The following is a 21,099-nucleotide window of genomic DNA, read 5'->3' as shown; positions in this document are numbered from 1 at the left end:
CGGATCTAACTGGTCAAAAAACCATCGTGAAAATAACTCATTTGTGCATGAAGTGGGATCTGGTGCACAAATTTGACCGGTTCAGCTCATGTTCAAATTGTATCTGAATCGCATGTGAATAGAATTCACATGCCAGCAGGGACAGCGGCAGAAATAAGGACAAAGAAACACCGAGATTTGATGTAGGTTTATGATGAAAAAATTCCAAACTCTGGCCGTTGCAGGCGCTGCTGCTCTGGCCCTTTCTGCCCCGGCAAGTGCCGAGTACCTGTATGGCTTTGGCTCCGTCTCCGTTAACTACCTGGACTGGACCGATAAGACCATCGACCGCAACACCATCGATGGCAACAAGACCAAGACCGACTTCCTGTTCCTGGAAGCTGAGGGCGGCGCTGGCTTCACCTGGGGTGATGTTTACGGCTTTATCGACTTGGAAAACCCCTTTGCCGGTTCCGATAAGTCCAACAGCGGTGATGCCACCCGTGTTGCCATCAAGGGCACCATGGGCATCAACACCGGCATCGAGAACGTTCAGTTCTATGCCCAGAACTACTCCATCATGGACAGCTCCGGCTTCTATGAGAACAACCAGGTCTACGGTGTGCGCTACAACATCTTCACCGAGTCCGGTTTCTGGATGAAGCCCTTCATCGGTGTCCACTACGCCGCCAACAACTTTGGCTTTGCTGACTGGAACGGCGGCATGGCCGGTTACGTTCTGGGTTACGACTTCAAGATCGGCAGCCAGAAGTTCAGCGTGTCCCAGTGGCACGAGACCGAGTTCGCCCGTGACGACGCCTACGGTGAGAACGGCGTGCACGAGTCCAATACCGGCCACAACGGTGCCGTGGCACTGTGGTGGCACCTGCCCAACAACGTGACCACCGGCCTGCAGTACCGCTACGCCGATGCCAAGCTGGGTAACGCCGCTTACCAGGACGGCCTGATTTACACCGTTAAGTACAACTTTTAATGGTGATTGAATAAGTTACTTGTAGAAGGGTCTGCCATTTGGCAGGCCCTTTTGCTATTCTTGCGGCGAATTTTTGCGGGGAAAGGGATTTTTCGCGAGGATTGGTGCTCCAGCAGGGCCCCCACCTTTGATCTTCAAGGAACCAAGTCCGCGTCGCCTCACCGTGACGAGACCGGTTCCGTGCGCCCTTTTTACAGGGTTCGCCCGGCGTTTCCCGGTCCGTTAGGGGCGAGTGAACTTATCTATACTGCCTATTACTATCGAACTGGGAGATCACCAATGAGCGATCTGAACGCCGCTGCGCAACGTGCACTGACCCTGATGGACCTGACCACCCTCAACGACGATGACACCGATCAAAAGGTGATCGACCTGTGTCATGCGGCCAAGTCCCCGGCTGGCAACACCGCCGCCATCTGCATCTACCCCCGCTTTATCCCGATTGCCCGCAAGACCCTGCGTGAGATCGGCGCCGACGCCGTGCAGATCGCTACGGTGACCAACTTTCCCCACGGCAACGACGACATCGAGATCGCCGTGGCCGAGACCCGCGCCGCGGTGGCCTACGGTGCTGACGAGGTGGACGTGGTGTTCCCCTACCGCGCGCTGATGGCCGGTAATGAGCAGGTGGGTTTCGACCTGGTAAAAGCCTGTAAGGCAGCCTGCGGCGACGTGCTGCTGAAGGTGATCATCGAGACCGGTGAGCTGAAAGAGGAAGCCCTGATCCGTAAGGCCTCCGAGATCAGCATCGATGCCGGCGCAGATTTCATCAAGACCTCCACCGGCAAGGTGCCGGTCAACGCCACCCTGGAGTCTGCCCGCATCATGATGGAGGTGATCAAGGCCAAGGACCCGAAGATCGGCTTCAAGCCGGCTGGTGGTGTGCGTAACGCTGAACAGGCGCAGGAGTACCTGCAACTGGCGGCCTCCATCCTGGGTCCGGACTGGGTCTCCCCCCGCACCTTCCGCTTTGGCGCCTCCAGCCTGCTGGCCAGCCTGCTGGCCACCCTGGGCCATGGTGAGGCACCGGCACAAGGTCAAGGCTACTGAGTCATCGAGTTGGGGGCCTGGCCCCCACTGTTGGCTGGGAGGGATTCGATGTTCTTACCTCAAGAGATCATTCGCAAGAAGCGGGATAACCAGGCGCTGAGCGCCGATGAGATCCACTTCTTCTGCCAGGGCATCGGCTCTGGCGAGATCAGCGAAGGTCAGATCGCCGCCTTTGCCATGGCGGTATACTTCAACGACATGACCGCCGCAGAGCGGGTTGCCCTCACCGAGGGGATGCGCGATTCGGGCATGGTGCTGAGCTGGGATGACCTGGCGCTGGACGGTCCGGTGCTGGATAAGCACTCCACCGGCGGCGTCGGTGACGGCGTCTCGCTGATGCTGGGGCCGATGATCGCCGCCTGCGGTGCCTATGTGCCGATGATCTCCGGTCGTGGCCTGGGCCACACCGGTGGTACGCTGGACAAGCTGGAGGCGATCCCCGGCTACAACATCACGCCGGACAACGATACCTTCCGCCGAGTGGTTCAGCAGGCCGGGGTGGCCATCATCGGCCAGACCGGTGATCTGGCGCCGGCAGACAAGCGGATGTACGCCACCCGCGATGTCACCGCTACGGTGGATTCCATTGCCCTGATCACCGCCTCCATCCTGTCGAAAAAGCTGGCCTCCGGTCTGGATGCGCTGGTGATGGACGTTAAGGTAGGCAGCGGTGCCTTCATGCCGAGCTATGACGCGTCGGAGCAGCTGGCCCAGAGCATCGTGGATGTGGCCAATGGCGCCGGGGTACCCACCTCAGCGCTGCTGACCGACATGAACCAGGTGCTCTCCTCCAGTGCCGGTAACGCGGTGGAGATCCGCGAAGCGGTGCGCTACCTCAATGGCGAGCAACGTAATCCCCGCTTGCACGAGATCACCATGGCCCTGGGGGCCGAACTGTTGGTGCTGGGCAAGCTGGCCGAGACCACCGAACAGGGCTGGCAGAAGCTGCAACAGGCCCTGGATAGCGGCGAAGCCCTGCGCCGTTTTGGCCTGATGGTGGCCGGACTCGGTGGCCCGGAAGATTTTGTTGAACACTATGATCGCTACCTGCCCAAGGCGCCGGTGAGCAAGCCGGTACTGGCCCAATCGGTGGGCTTTGTTGCCGAGATGGACACCCGTGCCATCGGCATGGCGGTGGTGCACCTGGGCGGAGGCCGCTCGGTGCCGGATGAGGCGATCGATCACAGCGTCGGTTTTGAGCAGTTCTGCACCCTGGGCCAGGAGGTCAACGAGCAGACGCCGTTGGCGCTGCTGCATGCCGAGGATGAGGCCCAGTGGCAGCGTGCCGCCGAGGCCCTGCGAGCGGCCATCACCGTGTCGCTTGAGCAACCCCAATTTACGCCTGAGGTCTACCGGATCGTCCGGGGCCCGGCCGCATAAGGAGAATGGAATGAGTCGCGCCATTATATTGATGATGGATTCGTTCGGTGTTGGTGCCACGGATGACGCGGACAAGTTTGGTGATGCCGGGGCCGATACCTTCGGCAGCATCGCCAGGGTGTGTGCCGAAGGGGGCGCTGAGATTGGCCGTTCCGGCCCGTTGAACCTGCCCAACCTGACCCAGCTGGGCCTGGCCCGACTGGGTTTTGAGAGCACCGGCCAGGTGCCGGCAGGCTTCAACCTGGAGGCGGAAGTGACCGCGGCCCATGGCTTTGCCGCCGAACTTTCCTCCGGTAAGGACACCCCCAGCGGCCATTGGGAGATGGCGGGGGTGCCGGTGCTGTACGAGTGGGGCTACTTCACCGACAAGCACAACAGCTTCCCCAAGGAGCTGACCGACAAGATCCTGGCCCGGGCCGGGCTGACCGAGTTTCTTGGCAACTGCCACGCTTCCGGCACCGCCATCCTGGAGCGCCTGGGTGAAGAACACATGCGCACTGGTGCGCCCATCTTCTACACCTCGGCGGACAGCGTGTTCCAGATCGCTGCCCACGAGGAAGCCTTTGGCCTGGAGCGACTGTACCAGCTGTGTCAGATCGCCCGGGAGGAGCTGGAGCCCTATAACATCGGACGGGTGATCGCCCGGCCCTTTGTTGGCAGCAGTGCGATGGACTTTGCCCGTACCGGCAACCGCAAGGATTACGCGGTAGAGCCGCCGGCCCCGACCGTGCTGGACAAGCTGGCGGACGCCGGCGGACAGGTGGTGTCGGTGGGCAAGATTGCCGATATCTACGCCCACCGCGGCATTACCCAGAAGATTAAGGCCACCGGCCTGGAAGCTTTGTGGGATGCCACCCTGAAAGCGGTGGACGAGTCTGACGCCAATTCTTTGGTGTTCACCAACTTCGTCGACTTTGATTCCTCCTACGGCCACCGCCGTGATCTGAACGGCTACGCTCAGGCGCTGGAGTACTTTGACACCCGTCTGCCGGAACTGACGTCCCGGTTGCGGGAAGGTGACATCGTGATCATCACCGCGGATCACGGCTGCGATCCCACCTGGACCGGCACCGATCACACCCGTGAACATGTGCCGGTGATCCTGTTTGGCCCCGGCGTGACCCCGCGCAGCCTGGGCAAGCGAGACACCTTTGCGGATATCGGCCAGAGTCTGGCTACCCATTTTGGTTTGGCGCCGATGGATTACGGCACCTCCTTCTTATAAATCTATGACTACGGAGTCTATTAATGGCTACTCCTCACATTAATGCACCGGCTGGTGCCTTTGCTGAAACCGTACTGTTCCCGGGCGATCCGCTGCGCGCCAAGTACATCGCTGAGACCTTCCTGGAGAACGTTGAGCAGGTTACCGACGTTCGCAACATGCTGGGCTTTACCGGCACCTTTAAGGGCAAGCGCGTTTCCGTGATGGGCTCTGGCATGGGGATCCCCTCCTGCTCCATCTACGCCAAGGAGCTGATCACCGAGTACGGTGTGAAGAACCTGATCCGGGTTGGCAGCTGCGGTGCCGTTTCCACCGACGTGAAGGTACGCGACGTGATCGTGGGCCTGGGTGCCTGCACCGACTCCAAGGTGAACCGCACCCGCTTCAAGGACAACGACTTTGCCGCCATCGCCGACTACGGCCTGCTGCGCAAGGTGGTGGATGCCGCTGAGCAGAAGCAGATCCCGGTTCGGGTCGGCAACCTGTTCTCCGCCGATCTGTTCTACACCCCGGACCCGGAGATGTTCGATGTGATGGAGAAGATGAACGTACTGGGCGTGGAGATGGAAGCGGCAGGCCTGTACGGCGTCGCGGCGGAATACGGTGCTAAGGCGCTGACCGTGGTCACCGTATCCGACCACATCCGTACCGGTGAAGCGACCAGCTCCGACGAGCGTCAGAATACCTTCAACGAGATGATTGAGATGACCCTGGAGTCGCTGCTGTAATCGCCGCGACCTCGGTATCAACGGGCTCAGCCACAGGCTGGGCCCGTTTTTTTTGCTCGGCGTGGCGCAGGCTGCTGTAGCGGGCGCGTTTAAACGACAGGCCCCGGGCCAGCAAGGCGCCGAGCAGGCCAAACAGCAGCAGCATGCGCTGGCCATCCAACTGGCTCTGGCTGTCCTGGCGGCGCAGATCGCGCATCATCAGTGAGCGATTGAGCCGCAGCCGCAGATAGCCGTAGGCTTTCTGGTCATCCTGGATCGGCACCGTCAGGGGCGGAAATCGAGCCAGGGCCTGTGACAGGGTGGTCTCGTCGGGCAGGGCATGGGGGGGAAACAGGTTTTGGCCATGGGCCAAACGTTCGCCCTGGTAGCTGAAGACGCTGATGGCGATGATGGTGGGGTCCTGCAACCACTGGTCCAGCCCCCACTGCAGGGCATCCAGATCATCCAGTGCCAGCGCCATGGCGGCACCGTGGCTGGCGTATTGCAGGTAGTGCTCGGCCAGCTGCTGTTGCTGGTTTTGCTGCAGCTGCAGCCGTTGTTGCTGCATCTGCTGCCACTGCCAGGCGAGGGTGGCCATCAACAGCAGAGCCAGCAAAAGTTGCAGCAGGCGAGGGAGCCTCATGGTGACATCCTGTACAAAGCGTTTCCTTCCCTTACCAGCTATTTATAATAGGGTTCGATTTGGAATAGAAGCAAAACAAGGATTTAGCCCGATGAGTCAGCCCGCCACCTCGCCCGCCGTCGCCCAGTTGGCCGCCGATCTGCTGCCTTGGGACCCGGCCCTACCCACCTGGATGCTACTGGGGCCCAAGCTGGAAGCCGAGAGCTTGGCGGCGCTGGCACAGCAGGGGGCTCAGACCGCCGTGGTGGCGGAGCGGATCCACGACGCCCTGGAGCGAGTGGGCTGGCAGGGCCAGGGACGACAATCCCTGCCTGAGGCCCCCGCAGGCTGTGAGCTGCTGGCCTTGCCGGCGGCCCTGCCCAAGCTCAGCCAGCCGGGTTTGCTGCTGATGGATATGGACTCCACCGCCATCGCCATTGAATGCATCGATGAGATCGCCCGGCGGGGGGGCTGCTACGACCAGGTGGCCGAGGTGACCGAGTTGGCGATGCAGGGGGGACTGGAGTTTGCCGAGTCATTGCGTCAGCGGGTGGCGATGCTCAAGGGGATCCCGGTGGCGGTGATGGATGAGATTGCCGCGGATCTGCCGCTCAATCCCGGCCTGGAACGTCTGTGCCTGGAGCTGAAACAACGAGGCTGGCGCCTGGCCCTGGCCAGTGGCGGCTTTAACCGCATCGCCGGGGTGCTGGCCGAGCGCTTGGGGTTGGATTACTTCGAGGCCAATGACCTGGCCGAGCAGGATGGCTTGCTGACCGGCGAGGTGGAGGGTGGCATTGTCGATGCCGAGCGTAAGGCGGCGATACTGCAGATGCTGGGTCAGCGCTATGGCATTGCCCGGAGTCAGTGGGTGGCGCTGGGAGACGGCGCCAATGATCTGCCGATGCTGGCCCAGGCCAACCTGGGGGTGGGCTTTCGCGCCAAACCGGCGGTGGCGGCCCAGGTCGATGCCCACTTGGGGACCCTGGGTCTGGATGCGGTACTGGGGATGCTGGCGCCCTAAAACAAAGAAGCCGCTGTCTTGCTGGACGGCGGCTTCGGCTTCAGTTGTTTGCTTGCTCGCCGAGCTTCATCGGCGGGATCAGGCTTTCCAGCTGGCAGCGCACCATCAGATCCTGACTGATATCCAGCATCTGGCCACAGCCCTGAACCTGCCATAGGGCATCCTCCAGCTCCCGAGCCCGGTGCAGGGCATGGCCACTGATGGCCGCCAGGTCCTGCTGGAGATAGTCCAGATCGGGCTTACCCGCCGGGTGCAGCTCTATCCGCAAGCCGAGGAAGCGGCGCCGGACGATCCCTTCGAGGATAAACTCCCTCAACCCTTTGCTGTTGTCTTCTACCGCCATGATCTCCGCCGGCTCGCCCTCTCTGGGCAGCTTTATCGCCACCTCCAGCGCCTGGGACTGGGCTTGCTGACGCAGTCCGGTCAGCAGCGTGGTGAGATGGCGGTTGAGCAGCAGCCAGGACAGGTCCACCTCACTACGCACCTGGCCAATCAGGGCGTTGAACAGCAGGCTGGGGTGAGCGCCAAATCCGATGGTGTCGATCTGGTGGCGGTTGCCGCTTTTGTGGGAGAAGAAGGGCACCGGGTGTAGCTGGCGCAGGGTGAAGTTCTTCATCCCCTCGATCAGCTGATGGTGATGGGCGGTGCCGCCCACCTGGGGCAGCTTGTCCCGGTTCTTGCTGAGCAGGTGGGAGAGGAACACTACGCCCATGTGGGTTTCCCGTCGCAGCGCCTTGAGCCGGAGGGTGCGCTGGTCCCGTTGGATACCCACCACCTGGTAGGGCATGGCGCTGAGCTTGAGCTTACCCGCCAGGCTTTGCAGCTTGGGCAGGGCCAACAGCACCTCCTCGCCCAGGGTCAGGGCCGCCGGCTGCTGCAGGCGCAGCTTGATGCCGTTGGGGCTGATGTCCAGCGTGGTGCCGGGCCAGCTTTGACGGTCAAAGGTGAGCAGCGCGGCGGAGCTGAGACGGAAGCGGGGTTCGCGGCGACGCTCCTTCAGGGCCAGAAACACCGCCTGGATGGGATCGTCGTTGACCCGGCTCATGCCGTAGCGGCGCAGGGTGTTGGGATCGTCTGATTGGGGCCGTTGGGAAAAGTACTGGGGCTCGGCGCCGTCCAGCGGCTGCAGGGTCAGCAGTACCCGTACATGCTGAAACTGCTGGCACACCAGCGGATCAAACGGCTGGTTGCTGATGGGATCGCGCAGGGCCCGGCGCAGATCCGCCTCCTTGAGGCTTTGATAGCCCAACTGGTGCAGGCGGAAGCTGGGTTGGCGACTGGCCAGGGCCAGGAAGGCGTCGGCATCGCCGTTGTGCAGCAGCTCTGCCACCGTGGCACTGAAGAACAGCACCTGCTCTTTTTGCTTGATCTGGAAGCTGTACAGCAGGGTGTGGGCCGGGTTGTCCGGTTCACGCAGCAGACGATTGATGCGGGAGTCAGTGAGCACTGCCGAGAGCTGGCTGGCGCCGCGCTCGTTGTCCCAGTAGTGCCAGGTGGCCTGGTTGGCCTTGGTCTTCAGCGCCAGGATCGTTTGCCAGCGCCCCTCCTTGCGCTGCAGCGCAATGGGCAGGGTGGACAGGGTGGGCAACAGGTGGCGCTCGTAGCCGTGGCTGCGGGTGGTGGCCACCAGGTGGTTGAGCTCAGGGGTGGTACGCAGCGCGCTGGCCTGCAGTACCCGGCTGAGCTCCTGGTCCTGGTTGGGATCGACGGCGGCTCGTTTCAGCCGCAGCACCAAAAAGCCCTTCTGGTGCTCCTTGCCGACGATGTCATAGCGCACGCCGAGGTCCAGCGCCGGGATGACGTATTCCTTGCTCAGGGCGGTAAAGTAAAGGGTCACCGGGCGCTCCGGGTCGAGGCGCAGATCCGACTCGGTGCGGATGCGGCAGCCCCGTACTGACAGGTCCAGGGTCAGGCCGTGGATGGGATCGCCCTGTTGGGCCAGCATCACCTCGGTGGCAAAGGTACGGCGCTGCTCTTTTCGCACGGTGTAGTGGCCCAGGGGGAGCAGGTGACAATGGCCGGGCAGCAATGGCTGGCCGTCGGCGTCCTCCATCTGGTCAATCAACTGGTGGGACTGCACCTGGGACAGCAGCTCCTCCACCGCACCGACGGTGAGACGATCGCCATAGAGACCGACCAGCTGGCGCAGCCGCTCAGCGTTAGGTCGGTCGAGGTAATGGCGCACACCGCCGATCTCCACCTCGTTGCAGGGCAGCGGGCTGTGTTGACGCAGATCCAGTGCCTGCCGGCTCTCCTGGTTCAGTCGGGTCAGCTCCATCTTCAGCAGGAAGCGCTCGCTTTGCGGCAAGTCACCGCAGAGCTGCTCGAACATCAGGTCGAAATCCGCTTCCCGCAGCAGGGGCTTGAACTGTTCAATCAGGGCGGCGTTGTGGGGATCCATGCATCACTCGTTCTGTTCACGACGCCAATCATTGTAACCGCGTTCTATCTTGCTGTAATCCCGAGGTGTATTGTTCTGTGTTGCTTTCCTGAGCGGGGGCGAAAGCAGGGAGCTGCGACGGCTTCGGAGGCTGTTATAATGCGCCATCCTGTTGATTCGAAGATGGTCTCTCAATGGCAAAGAGCAAATCCGCCTACGTGTGCAATGACTGTGGTGCCGACCACCCCCGCTGGCAGGGCCAGTGCAATGCTTGCGGTGCCTGGAACACCCTGACCGAGGTGCGCTTGGGCAGCAGTAAGCCCAGCCGTGGCGGCGATCGCTACACCGGTTATGCCGGCGCAGGTGGCAGTCAGGTACAGACCCTGGCGGAGATTGACCTGACCGAAGTGCCGCGCTTCTCCAGCGGCTACGGCGAGCTGGATCGGGTGCTGGGAGGCGGCATCGTCCCGGGGGCAGCGATCCTGATTGGCGGTAACCCCGGCGCCGGTAAATCCACCCTGCTGCTGCAGGTGATGTGTCAGTTGTCGCAGCAGATGAACGCACTCTATGTCACCGGTGAGGAATCCCTGCAGCAGGTGGCGATGCGGGCCAAGCGTCTCGCGCTGCCCACCGACAAGCTGAAGATGTTGTCGGAAACCTCGGTGGAGCAGATCTGCCTGGTGGCGGAGAAGGAGAAGCCGTCGATCATGGTGATCGACTCCATCCAGGTGATGCACATGGCCGACATCCAGTCCGCCCCGGGCAGCGTGGCCCAGGTGCGGGAGAGCGCGGCTTACCTGACCCGCTTTGCCAAGCAGAACAACGTGGCGATCCTGATGGTGGGCCATGTCACCAAGGACGGCACCCTGGCCGGCCCCAAGGTGCTGGAGCACTGCATCGACTGCTCTATCCTGCTGGATTCCATGGGGGACTCCCGCTTTCGCACCATGCGCAGCCACAAGAACCGCTTTGGCGCGGTGAACGAGCTGGGGGTATTCGCCATGACCGGCGAGGGCCTCAAAGAGGTGGCTAATCCCTCCGCCATCTTCCTGTCCCGTGGCGAGCAGCAATCCCCGGGCTCGGTGGTGATGGTGGTGTGGGAGGGCACCCGCCCGTTGCTGGTGGAGCTGCAGGCGCTGGTGGATCACAGTCAGCTGGCCAACCCGCGCCGGGTGGCGGTGGGGCTGGAGCAGAACCGGCTGGCGATGCTGCTGGCGGTGCTGCACCGCCATGGCGGCATGCTGATGTCGGATCAGGACGTGTTCGCCAACGTGGTGGGGGGCGTTAAGGTGGGCGAGACCGGAGCGGATCTGGCGCTGCTGCTGGCGATGGTGTCGAGCTTCCGCGACCTGACCCTCAGTCGTGAGCTGGTGGTGTTCGGCGAGGTGGGTCTGTCCGGTGAGATCCGGCCGGTAGCCAACGGCCAGGAACGGTTGTCCGAGGCGGCCAAGCACGGCTTTCGTCGCGCCATCGTGCCCAAGGGCAATGCGCCGCGCAGCCCCATCGAGGGGATGGAGGTGGTGGCGGTGACCAAGCTGTCCGAGGCGCTGGACGCGTTGTAACCCTCGCAGTGGAGCACGGCAGCCCTCGGGCTGCCGTTGTTGTGTTGTCGCTGCTGAACCGCCAAGGCAATCAGCGACAAGTCGTTGATCGGTCTGGGGCGAATTGGTAGCTTAAGCCGGCTCTGAGCCTTGAGTACCAGGCCAGAGTTTTCAGCGTCGTTGCTCCATGTTGGTCCGGGGCTGCGTATTGAAAGACCCCATTGTCTGAGGATAACCGGTTCCCACCATGATCAAGACCCTGCTGGCGCTGCCACCCATCATCTCCATGACTCACGTGCTGCTGGCGGTGCTGCTGCATTTTCTGGAAGTGGAGTACACCGGCAATCTGTTGCTGCTGTTCTGTGCCCCGGTGGCACTCGTTATCCTTATCCACCTTTACGTCGCCATCTTCGACAAGTCGATGACCCGCAGCGAGCACCTGGGTTACACCCTGACCCATATCCCGTTCTCCTTTACCTTCTCCTTCCTCTCCATCCTGTTCCTTATACCGGAGACCGAGGCAGAGGTTGTCGAGGCGGAGCCGACGCTGGTGCTGTGTGAGGACAAATCCGGTGGCCAGTGCCTCAATAGCTTTCTGATCCTTAACGAGCTGAATCTTGATGAAGCGGTGGAAAACCCGGATTAGCCTGGGAGAAGCGGATTCAGCTCTAAGAAACGAGAAGGCAGCCCATGGGCTGCCTTCTTTGTTCTGCGTTTTGGTTCGCGCCTTTGAGTGCCAGGCTAGTGCTGGGCTCGACGGCCCAGGCCAACGGCCAATAGCAGCATGGCGATAGCAAGCAGGTAGAGCCAGCGCTGCCCCCACTGGGCGAACAGGGTACGGCCTTCGACCAGCTCGACCGGGGCACGCAGCACCCCGGTGGTGAACTGGGGCAGCTGCTCGGTGATCCGGCCCTGGTGATCCACCACCGCGGTGATGCCATTGTTGGTGACCCGCAGCAGCGGCCGGCCCAGCTCCAGCGCCCGGGCCTGGGCGATGGCCATGTGCTGAATCGGGCCGATGGAGTCGCCAAACCAGGCGTCATTGGAGACGGTCAGCAGCAGATCGGTATCTTCGTGGGTGTTCTGGCGCACCAACTCCGGGAAGGCGATTTCGTAGCAGATGGCCGGAGCCAGGGTCACACCGCCGGCCAGCAGGTTGGGCTGCAGCGCGTCGCCGCGCTGAAACGAGGACATCGGCAGGTTGAAGAAGGGGGCCAGCGGACGCAGCAGGTCCTCTAAGGGCACAAACTCGCCGATGGGCAGCAACTGGTGCTTGTGGTAGCGACCGGGTTGGCTGGGGTTCATGGGCGGACCATTGGGATCCTCTCCCAGCACCATCAGGGAGTTATAGAAGTTCTTCTGGGTGTCCATGCTGATAAGGCCAGTGATCAGGCCCGCATCGGCTTCGCTCAGCCCCCAGTCCAGCTGGAACAGAAACTCCCGCACCAGGTGCTCGGGCGCCGGGATGGCAGCTTCCGGCCAGATGATCAGATCGGCATCGAAATGGGGGCGGCTCAGATCCTGGTACTTGACCAGGGTGGGCCAGAGATTCTCCGGCTCCCATTTCAGGCTTTGCGGGATATCCCCCTGCACCAGGGCGACATCCACCTGTTTACCGGTGGCGGAGATGGGCTGGTACAGGGAGGCAAGCAAAGTCATCAGTACGACCACAACGGGGACACTCAGGTATCCCCAGCGTCGCTGCAGCAACGACGGCAGGGCCGCCGCCAGGGCGCTGATCACCAAGCCGGTGCCAAGTACACCGACGATGGGCAGCAGGGCACTGAGAGGGCCTTCGAGTTGGCTGTAGCCGGACCAGAGCCAGGGGAAGCCGGTCAGCATCCAGCCCCGGGCTACCTCGGTAAGCAACCAGAGGGCCGGGAAGGCGAGCCAGCGGCTGAGGGAGGATTGGCTAAACCAGCGATTGAGGGCGTAGAGCGCCAGGGCAGGGTAGATGGCCAGGTAGAGGCACAGCAGGGCCATCAGCAGCAGCGAGAACAGCAGTGGCATGCCACCGAAATTGTCGATGCTGACGTGGACCCAGCGGATGCCAAAGGCAAACAGGCCAAAGCCCCAGCTTAGGCCGATCCAGCCCGCCTGGCGGGGGCTGCGCCGCTCCACCAGTTGCATCAGGCCGGCCAGGGCCAGGGGCAGCAGCCACCAGATGTCGCAGGGGGCAAAGGCCAGGTGGGCGAGACCGCCCAGGCCAAAGGCAAGCAGTGGCCGCCACAGGGCCTGGCTACGAAAAGCGGGGCTGAGCCCCGCTGTTAGATTGAGTGATTTCACGCCGCGGACGGGTCCTTGTACGCTTGATTACTGATGGCCCTGACCTGGAGCTGAACCAGGCGGCGGGTGTCGGAGCTGACCACCTTGAACTCGAAGCCCTCGAGCTCGATGGACTCGCCGCGCTCCGGCAGGTGGCCGAAGGCGTGGCTGATCAGGCCACCGACGGTGTCGTATTCGTCGTCGGAGAAGTGGCTCTCGAAGTGTTCGTTGAACTCCTCGATGGGGGTCAGTGCCGCCACGGACCAGACCTGCCGGCTGATGCGGCGGATGTGGGCCTGGCAATCCTCTTCCAGATCGGTCTCGTCTTCGATGTCACCGACGATCGCTTCGAGGATGTCCTCGATGGTGATCAAGCCAGAGACGCCGCCGTACTCGTCCACCACGATGGCCATGTGGTAGCGCTCGGAGCGGAACTCCTTGAGCAGCACATCGACCCGCTTGCTCTCGGGCACCACCACCGCAGGACGCAGCACCTTATCCAGGGTCAGCTCGGTGTGGCCATTAAAGCCCCAGGCCAGCAGATCCTTGGCCAGCAGGATCCCCTCGATGTGGTCCTTATCGCGGTCGATCACCGGGAAGCGGCTGTGGGCGGATTCGATCACCACCGGGAGGAACTCCTCCACGGTCTGATTCTTTTCAATGGCGATGATCTGGGAGCGGGGGATCATCAGATCGCGAACCTTCAGTTCGGCGACATCCAGCACCCCGTTGATCATCTCCTTGGTGTCGGCATCGATCAGCTGACGCTCTTCGGCGTCCTGGATCACCTCTACCAGGTCTTGGCGGTTTTGCGGCTCGGCCGCGAACAGTTGGCTCAATCGTTCGAGCAGGCCGGGCTTTTGCTTGGCGTGACTCGACGGAGGTTGGTCGTCGTTCATGGTTTCTCTTTGGGTTGGGGACACAGGGTCAGATTACCGCTCTTGATAGGGATCGGCAATGTCCAGTTGGGCCAGCAGCTGGCGCTCCAGCGCTTCCATCTGCTCGGCCTCGTTATCCTCGATATGATCGTAGCCTAGCAGATGCAAACAGCCGTGGATCACCATGTGAGCCCAATGATCCATCGGCGCTTTTTGCTGTTGCTGTGCCTCTTGCTCAACCACCTCGGCGCAGATCACCAGATCCCCCAGCAGGGGCAGGGTGATACCGGGTGGGGCCTCGAACGGAAAGGAGAGGACGTTGGTGGGTTTGTCCTTGCCACGGTAGTCGCGGTTGAGCTGCTGGCTCTCCTCGGTGCTGCAGACCCGGATGGTCAGCTCGCTGTCGGCTTGGTGGCTGGCCAGGGCGGTATCCACCCAGCGTTGAAACTGGGCTTCGCTGGGCAGGTTGTCAGCCTCGATGGCCAGCTGCAAATCCAGGTCGTTACTCATGGTTGGACTCCGCCGAGGGCGGTACCGGCAGAGGCTGACCCGCCGCCAGGGCCTCACGCTCAGCGCGGCGCTCGCGCTCTTTCTGGGCCTTCTTGGCCTGTTCGGCGCGCTCAAAGCTCTCGTAGGCCTCGACCACACGGGCCACCACCGGGTGGCGGACCACGTCGGAGGATTGGAAGAAGTTGAAGCTGATGGAGTCGACGTCACGCAGCACCTCGATGGCGTGACGCAAGCCGGAGCGGGTGCCCCGGGGCAGGTCGACCTGGGTGATGTCACCTGTGATCACCGCGCGGCTGTTAAAGCCGATGCGGGTCAGGAACATCTTCATCTGCTCCACCGTGGTGTTCTGGCTCTCATCGAGGATGATGAAGGCGTCATTGAGGGTACGGCCGCGCATGTAGGCCAGTGGGGCCACCTCGATGACGTTGCGCTCAATCAGGCGCTCAACCCGCTCGAAGCCGAGCATCTCAAACAGGGCGTCGTACAGCGGGCGCAGGTAGGGGTCAACCTTCTGACTCAGATCACCGGGCAGGAAGCCGAGCTTTTCACCGGCTTCCACCGCCGGACGGGTCAGCAGGATGCGGCGGATCTCCTGGCGCTCCAGGGCATCCACCGCTGCAGCCACCGCCAGGTAGGTCTTGCCGGTACCGGCCGGACCGACACCGAAGCAGATGTCGTGGGCGATGATGTTGCGGATGTACTGGGCCTGGTTGGGGTTGCGGGGCTTGAGCACGCCACGCTTGGTCTTTAGGAACACCTCGTCACCCATGGCGCTGGTGTCTTCCGCTTCCAGTGCCACCGCCTCCTGGATCGCCAGGTGCACGGCTTCCGGTTCCAGGTCCGGCATCTTGCCTTTGACGGCGGCGGTTTCTACATAAAGGGATTTCAACAGCTCGATGGCGCTGTTGGCCTGAATGGCCTGGCCAACCACGGTGAAGTGGTTGTTGTGGTAACTGATCTCGACACCAAGTCGGCGTTCGATCTGTTTCAGATTGTCGTCAAAAGGCCCACAGAGTGCCGCCAGACGTTGGTTCTGGGCCGGCTCCAGGTAGACCTCGAGGGTCAGCAGTTTGCTACTCAATCTCTTTCCTTAGGTTTTTGGGCATTGGGCTGCCAGGGGCACGTTGCCTGGGGAGGGGTACCCCAAGCAACGGTGGCTATGGCCTTGAGCCTAGCAGGGCTTTGCCCGTCCTCGTACCTATTTAAGGCTGGAAGGTGGCCACACCCAGCTCATCGAGCTGGTTGTTGGGCCGCTTTTTCAGGATGTCGGAGGGGCGCAACTCGCGGCGCAGATCCATCTCATCCTCGGTACGGATAAGATTACCACGCAGAGAGTGAGGCAGCACTTCGGTGATCTCCACATCGACAAAGCTGCCGATCAGCTCCGGCTGGCCTTCGAAGTTGACCACCCGGTTGTTCTCGGTGCGACCTCGCAGCTCCATCACGTTCTTGCGGGAGGTGCCTTCCACCAGGATGCGTTGGACGCTGCCCTGCATGCGACGGCTGAACTGCATCGCCTGCTGGTTGATGCGCTCCTGCAGGATGTAGAGACGCTGCTTCTTGGTCTCCTCCTCGACGTCGTCCGGCATGTCCGCCGCCGGCGTACCCGGGCGAGGGCTGTAGATGAAGGAGAAGCTCTGATCGAAGTCGATCTCGCGGATCAGGTTCATGGTGTCTTCGAAGTCCTGATCGGTCTCGTTGGGGAAGCCAACGATGAAGTCGGAGCTGATGTGGATCTCCGGACGCACCTTGCGCAGGCGGCGGATGATCGACTTGAACTCCAGCGCGGTGTGGTTGCGCTTCATCATGGTCAGGATACGGTCAGAGCCGCTTTGTACCGGCAGGTGCAGGAAGTCGACCAGCTCCGGTACATCGGCGTAGGCATCGATGATGTCCTGGGTAAACTCCACCGGGTGGCTGGTGGTGAAGCGCAGGCGGTCGATGCCGTCGATGGCGGCAACGAAGCGCAGCAGATCACCGAAATGGCACAGCTCACCGTCGTGGGTTTCGCCACGGTAAGCGTTGACGTTCTGACCCAGCAGGTTGATCTCGCGGACACCCTGGTCAGCCAGTTGGGCAATCTCGTAGAGGACGTCGTCCAGCGGGCGGCTGACCTCTTCGCCGCGGGTGTAGGGCACCACGCAGAAGGAGCAGTACTTGTTGCAGCCTTCCATGATGGAGACAAAGGCGGTGGCGCCCTCGGCACGGGGCTCCGGCAGGCGGTCGAACTTCTCGATCTCCGGGAAGGAGACGTCAACCACGCCCTTCTCACCGCTTTGCACCTTGCCGATCATCTCCGGCAGGCGGTGCAGGGTCTGGGGGCCGAACACGATGTCGACAAAGGGGGCACGCTCACGGATGGCGTCCCCTTCCTGGGAGGCCACACAGCCGCCCACGCCGATCACCAGCTTGGGGTTGGCTTCCTTGAGGGGGCGCCAACGACCGAGTTGGTGGAATACCTTCTCTTGGGCTTTCTCTCGGATGGAGCAGGTGTTCAGCAGCAGCACGTCGGCTTCTTCTGCTTCCTCGGTGAGGGTGTAGTTACCAAAGGCGTCGAGCAGATCGGCCATCTTGGCGGAATCGTACTCGTTCATCTGGCAGCCCCAGGTCTTAATGTGCAGTTTCTTGCTCATCAATCAGCGTCGCTCAAAGTTACAGGCCAGGAAAAAATTAGCGGCACATTTTAGCGCCGAAGCGCGCTGCTGACCAGCGTTGCGCCGGTATCCGCCGGGGCTTTGCCTGAGCATGCGAGCTAACTGGCTCAGATGTGGGACAAAGTCGAGCGCGATGTCGTATCGAATAGATGCTCGATTTCGTTGCTATTGGGCTCCATGAGCATGAAGCAAGAGCCTCTTTGCCGTACACTGGCATCAGGAAAAACGAGACGATTGATCGCTATGACAGAGAAGTATGATGTGCTGATCGTCGGTGCCGGCATGGTCGGCGCTGCAGCCGCTTGTGCCCTGGCCCAACGAGGCCTCTCCGTGGGCTTGGTGGAAGCCCAGACTCCGGCCTCGTTTGAGGCTGACCAACCTATGGATCTGCGGGTCAGTGCCATCAGTGCCGCCTCAGAGCAGTTGCTGGCAGAGTTGGGGGCCTGGCCTGGAGTGTTGGCCCGTCGAGCTGCGCCTTACGACACCCTGGCTACCTGGGAGTGGCAGCGCAGTGAGGTGGATTTCAAGGCCGAAGAGCTGGGTCACAGCCACCTGGGCCACATTGTTGAGAACCGGGTGGTTCAGTTGGCGCTGTGGGATGGGGTGGCTCAGCATCCCAGCATCAGCCTAATGACCGGGCAGGCTCCCTCGAAGTTCTGGCAGGACGAGCAGGGGGCCTACCTCTTGTTGGGGGATCGGACGTTGCAGGGGCAGATCATGCTTGGCTGTGACGGCGCCCAATCCCGGGTACGCCAGGCGGCGGGGATCGGGGTGACTGGCTGGCAGTATCGTCATCACTGCCTGGCGATCAACGTCCGCACCGAACTGCCGCAGCAGCGCATCACCTGGCAGGAGTTCACCCCGGCCGGCCCGCGGGCCTTCCTGCCGCTGGTGGGCCAGCATGCCAGCCTGGTCTGGTATGACAGCCCCGAGCGGGTTGCCCAGCTCAAAGCGATGCGTCCGGCGGAGCTGGCGGCGGAGATCCAGCATCACTTCCCGGACCGACTGGGGGCGTTTGAGATTGAGCGCTGCGCCTCGTTCCCGCTGACCCGGCAGCACGCCCAGCAGTATGTCCAGCAGCGGATGGTACTGTTGGGGGATGCAGCCCACACCATCAACCCGCTGGCGGGGCAGGGGGTGAACCTGGGCTTCAAGGATGTCCGAGCCCTGGCCGAGGTGATCGGCGAGGCGCTGGACCAGCAGCAGGATTGGTGGAGCCCCACGGTGTTGCAGCGCTATCAGCGTCGCCGTCGACCGGACAACCTGATGATGCAGTCGGCCATGGACCTGTTCTACAACCTGTTTTCCAATCAGCGCCGGCCGCTGGCACTGGTCCGCAACCTGGGTCTGATGGCGGCACAGCGATCGGGGCCTATCAAGAATCAGGTGATGCGTTACGCTATGGGTCTGTAATCCCACCTCGATGTCAGCAGGGACGCTTTGACCACAGCCATCTGGTTTAACCCACACATCAACAATGCCCTGCGCCTGACCACGGCGATGGCACTGGCGCTGGCCCTGGGTTTTACCCTGGACCAGCTTGAACGTGTTGTGCTGGCGATGCTGGTGCTGCCCGGGATCCTGGTCTCTTCGCTTGACCTGCCCTCAGCACACTGGCGCCGCCGAGGGCTGCTTGGGGTATTAGGCTTTGCCATCAGCTCGGGTCTCAGCGCCACCATCGCGCTCTATCTGCCCAACGGGTTACCGCTTTGGTTTGCCCTGTTGGGCTTTTTTATGGCCAGTTGCGCGGCTTGGGGGGAGCTGGCCGGTAAGTTGGGGATGGGAGTGCTGACCTTAGGGGTGATCGGTCTGGCGACGGCGTCTTTGTATCCCGCCTGGCAACTGGCGCTGGGGTTTGGTTTGGCGGCGTTCTGGCTGCTGCTGTTCAGCGCTCTGTGGTACCGGCTGTGGCGGCAATTGCCACTGAGGCAATCTTTGGCGGCCACCTACGCCCGACTGAGTAATCTGATGGCGGAGCGGCCTGAACAGCTGCAACAGATGCGGCTGGCGCCACACTTTGACGATGCCCTGAGCCAGCAGCTGCAATCTTCGCGCAGGCAGCTGGCGGCGGTACAGGACCAGCCGGGTATCGCCCCCCTGCGCAATGCCTTTGTCGCGGCGGTGGATCTGCAGGAGCGATTGCAGGCGCTACCAGAACCGGCGCTGGCCAGTTCGGTGCTGACGGAGCCGAAACACTTGCCTCTGTATCGCCGCTGGACCCAACAGATTGCCCAGCGTTTGGCCCAGTTGAGCCGGGACCTGGAGTCCGGGCGGGATCTGCGCTCGGGCGCGCCACCTTCGGAGGTGGTGGATAAGCTCACCCAGGCCTTGCGAGCCGATGCGGGGCCAGATCGGCGCGGTCTGGTGGCGCGCTATATGGCGGATAACGCGGAGCGCATAACCCGACTGGCATACCGGGCCGCCCCCCTGTTCCAAAGGGAGTTTCTGCCGGTGGAGGAGCGCAGCCCCTGGCAGCAGTGGCGACAGATGATGCGGTGGTCCAGTCCGGTTGGACGGGGCGCGGCCCGGTTGGCCCTGATCCTGGCGGCAGCGATGCTGATCGCCGAGCAGCTGCCGCTGGAGAACGGCTACTGGATCCTCAGTACTATCATCATGGTGCGACAAAGCAGCTTTGTGGCCACTCGCAGTCGTGTCTGGCAACGGGCGTTTGGCACCCTTGGGGGGATTGCGCTGGCTGGTGTCTGGCTGCAACTGGGGCTGGCACCGAGTTGGTCGTTAATACTGGTGCTCTGTTTGTTGCCACTGACGCTGACCCTGGTGCAGATCCATCATGGTTGGACAACCGTGGGCGCGACCCTGGTGCTGATGTTGGCCCTGGATGTGATCAACATGGCGGACAACACCGTGCTGCTGGCGCGAATGATGGATACGGTCATCGGCTGTTTGCTGATCTACCTGGCTTATCGATTCCTTTGGCCGCAATGGCAGGGGGGGCGTCAGGCCCAGTTGAGGCGCACGGCCCTGGCGACACTGCATCGCTATCTGCAGCGGGTGTTACAGGGGTTGGCAGATGCACAGCCTGCGACGGTGGAGCTGGCGCGAGCTCGACGCCTGGCGTACGAACAGGGGGTCGCATTGACGGCGAGCCTGGCACAGATGCGACAGGAGCCTGGTTACGCCGATTCGGCCAACAGCAGTAGCTTGTTAGCGATCTACAAGGGCGCGATGGGTCACCTCAACGTTCTGGTACCACAGCTGGGTAAGGAGTCGCGGTTGTCGGAGGAGGAGCTGAGTCGACTGCGTAGGCTGTTTGACCAAGCATACGCTTCTTTGATCAGGGCGATCGATGGGCGCCAGGGCGACATCGAGCCGTTGACGCAAGAGCAGCGCTGGCTGCAGGAGTTGCTGGCTGACGCGTCTGCGGATCGTCGGGGCTTTGCCCTTTACCAATTGAGCCTCTACCTAGAGCGCTACTTTTCCATGGTGGAGATACTGAAGGCCTCACCGCCGGAGAGGAGAAGCCGCTAGGCCAGGTTTCAGCTTGGTGGAAGAGAGAGGCCGGCTTAGCGAGGAATGTGGTTTCGGGAGCCGGATTTAACGGGCCGGCCCACGGCGACGACCTTCAAGCTCGACTGTCTTCCATGCTTGGGGACACCTGGGGGCGACAAGTGGTGAAAATCAGGCACAAAAAAGCCAGCACAGTGGCTGGCTCTTTCGAGGAATGTGGTTGCGGGAGCCGGATTTGAAGGGACGACCTTCGCGGCTTTTATGAAAAGCTGAGCCCGACGAGCTAACCATTCATATCGTATCCTAGTGTCTTTTTTTCTGACCAGAAGCGGTTGCGGGAGCCGGATTTAACGGGCCGTCCCACGGCGACGGCCTTCAAGCTCGACTGTCTTCCATGCTTGGGGACACCTGGAGACGACGAGCGG

General features: G+C 62.1%; 17 protein-coding genes. 10 read left to right on the top strand and 7 right to left on the bottom strand.

Going from position 1 to position 21,099, the window contains the following annotated elements:
- Positions 1-193 precede the first annotated feature (193 nt).
- The 5 genes from BUC04_RS10190 (at position 194) to deoD (ending at position 5,356) form a co-directional block, all read left to right on the top strand.
- Positions 194-973 (top strand): outer membrane protein OmpK, encoded by a 780-nt coding sequence (locus BUC04_RS10190; RefSeq protein ID WP_073325840.1) that lies wholly within the window; start codon positions 194-196, stop codon positions 971-973.
- Between the two features lie 279 nt (positions 974-1,252).
- Positions 1,253-2,023, top strand: coding sequence for a deoxyribose-phosphate aldolase (gene deoC, locus BUC04_RS10185; protein ID WP_067656312.1), 771 nt, complete (start codon positions 1,253-1,255; stop codon positions 2,021-2,023).
- 48 nt (positions 2,024-2,071) lie between these two features.
- Entirely contained in the window at positions 2,072-3,403 is a 1,332-nt protein-coding gene (gene deoA, locus BUC04_RS10180; RefSeq protein ID WP_067656309.1) for a thymidine phosphorylase, read from the top strand.
- 10 nt (positions 3,404-3,413) lie between these two features.
- Positions 3,414-4,628 carry a phosphopentomutase gene (locus BUC04_RS10175; RefSeq protein ID WP_067656306.1) on the top strand — a complete coding sequence of 405 codons (1,215 nt, stop codon included), beginning with the start codon at positions 3,414-3,416 and terminating at the stop codon, positions 4,626-4,628.
- A gap of 23 nt (positions 4,629-4,651) precedes the next feature.
- Positions 4,652-5,356 carry a purine-nucleoside phosphorylase gene (gene deoD, locus BUC04_RS10170; protein ID WP_067656303.1) on the top strand — a complete coding sequence of 235 codons (705 nt, stop codon included), beginning with the start codon at positions 4,652-4,654 and terminating at the stop codon, positions 5,354-5,356.
- On the opposite strand, the gene BUC04_RS10165 is transcribed toward deoD, so the two are convergent.
- The gene (locus BUC04_RS10165; RefSeq protein ID WP_067656299.1) at positions 5,316-5,978 is read right to left on the bottom strand and encodes an AhpA/YtjB family protein; all 663 of its coding nucleotides are present in this window, start codon (positions 5,976-5,978) and stop codon (positions 5,316-5,318) included. The genes deoD and BUC04_RS10165 overlap by 41 nt on opposite strands.
- A gap of 91 nt (positions 5,979-6,069) precedes the next feature.
- Here BUC04_RS10165 and serB point away from each other — a divergent pair, with 91 nt between their 5' ends.
- A complete protein-coding gene (gene serB / locus BUC04_RS10160; protein ID WP_067656297.1) occupies positions 6,070-6,978 on the top strand; it encodes a phosphoserine phosphatase SerB in 909 nt (302 codons plus the stop codon).
- Between the two features lie 40 nt (positions 6,979-7,018).
- Here serB and BUC04_RS10155 read toward each other — a convergent pair whose 3' ends face one another.
- On the bottom strand, positions 7,019-9,379 hold the full coding sequence (locus BUC04_RS10155) for a PilZ domain-containing protein (RefSeq protein WP_067656295.1): 2,361 nt from the start codon (positions 9,377-9,379) through the stop codon (positions 7,019-7,021).
- Between the two features lie 173 nt (positions 9,380-9,552).
- Here BUC04_RS10155 and radA point away from each other — a divergent pair, with 173 nt between their 5' ends.
- Complete coding sequence (gene radA, locus BUC04_RS10150; RefSeq protein ID WP_067656293.1) at positions 9,553-10,920, top strand: DNA repair protein RadA; 1,368 nt, start codon at positions 9,553-9,555, stop codon at positions 10,918-10,920.
- 226 nt (positions 10,921-11,146) lie between these two features.
- Positions 11,147-11,545, top strand: coding sequence for a hypothetical protein (locus BUC04_RS10145; RefSeq protein WP_067656291.1), 399 nt, complete (start codon positions 11,147-11,149; stop codon positions 11,543-11,545).
- 95 nt (positions 11,546-11,640) lie between these two features.
- On the opposite strand, the gene lnt is transcribed toward BUC04_RS10145, so the two are convergent.
- From lnt to miaB, 5 genes are all read right to left on the bottom strand, one after another.
- Positions 11,641-13,185 (bottom strand): apolipoprotein N-acyltransferase, encoded by a 1,545-nt coding sequence (lnt, locus tag BUC04_RS10140; RefSeq protein WP_067656288.1) that lies wholly within the window; start codon positions 13,183-13,185, stop codon positions 11,641-11,643.
- Positions 13,182-14,063, bottom strand: coding sequence for a CNNM family magnesium/cobalt transport protein CorC (gene corC, locus BUC04_RS10135; protein WP_067656280.1), 882 nt, complete (start codon positions 14,061-14,063; stop codon positions 13,182-13,184). Before corC ends, lnt begins: the two co-directional genes overlap by 4 nt.
- Before the next feature lie 33 nt (positions 14,064-14,096).
- Positions 14,097-14,552 (bottom strand): rRNA maturation RNase YbeY, encoded by a 456-nt coding sequence (gene ybeY / locus BUC04_RS10130; protein WP_067656279.1) that lies wholly within the window; start codon positions 14,550-14,552, stop codon positions 14,097-14,099.
- Complete coding sequence (locus BUC04_RS10125; RefSeq protein ID WP_067656277.1) at positions 14,545-15,633, bottom strand: PhoH family protein; 1,089 nt, start codon at positions 15,631-15,633, stop codon at positions 14,545-14,547. Before BUC04_RS10125 ends, ybeY begins: the two co-directional genes overlap by 8 nt.
- 121 nt (positions 15,634-15,754) lie before the next feature.
- A complete protein-coding gene (gene miaB, locus BUC04_RS10120; protein WP_067656275.1) occupies positions 15,755-17,185 on the bottom strand; it encodes a tRNA (N6-isopentenyl adenosine(37)-C2)-methylthiotransferase MiaB in 1,431 nt (476 codons plus the stop codon).
- A 264-nt stretch (positions 17,186-17,449) separates the two neighbouring features.
- Here miaB and BUC04_RS10115 point away from each other — a divergent pair, with 264 nt between their 5' ends.
- The gene (locus BUC04_RS10115; RefSeq protein ID WP_067656273.1) at positions 17,450-18,619 is read left to right on the top strand and encodes an FAD-dependent oxidoreductase; all 1,170 of its coding nucleotides are present in this window, start codon (positions 17,450-17,452) and stop codon (positions 18,617-18,619) included.
- Positions 18,620-18,646: 27 nt separating this feature from the next.
- Complete coding sequence (locus tag BUC04_RS10110; RefSeq protein WP_067656270.1) at positions 18,647-20,695, top strand: FUSC family protein; 2,049 nt, start codon at positions 18,647-18,649, stop codon at positions 20,693-20,695.
- Positions 20,696-21,099 lie beyond the last annotated feature (404 nt).

It is taken from the genome of Ferrimonas marina, from assembly GCF_900129905.1.
GTDB lineage: Bacteria > Pseudomonadota > Gammaproteobacteria > Enterobacterales > Shewanellaceae > Ferrimonas > Ferrimonas marina.
The sequence above is the reverse complement of the archived record's forward strand: the minus strand, read 5'-3'. Positions and strand labels throughout refer to the sequence as shown.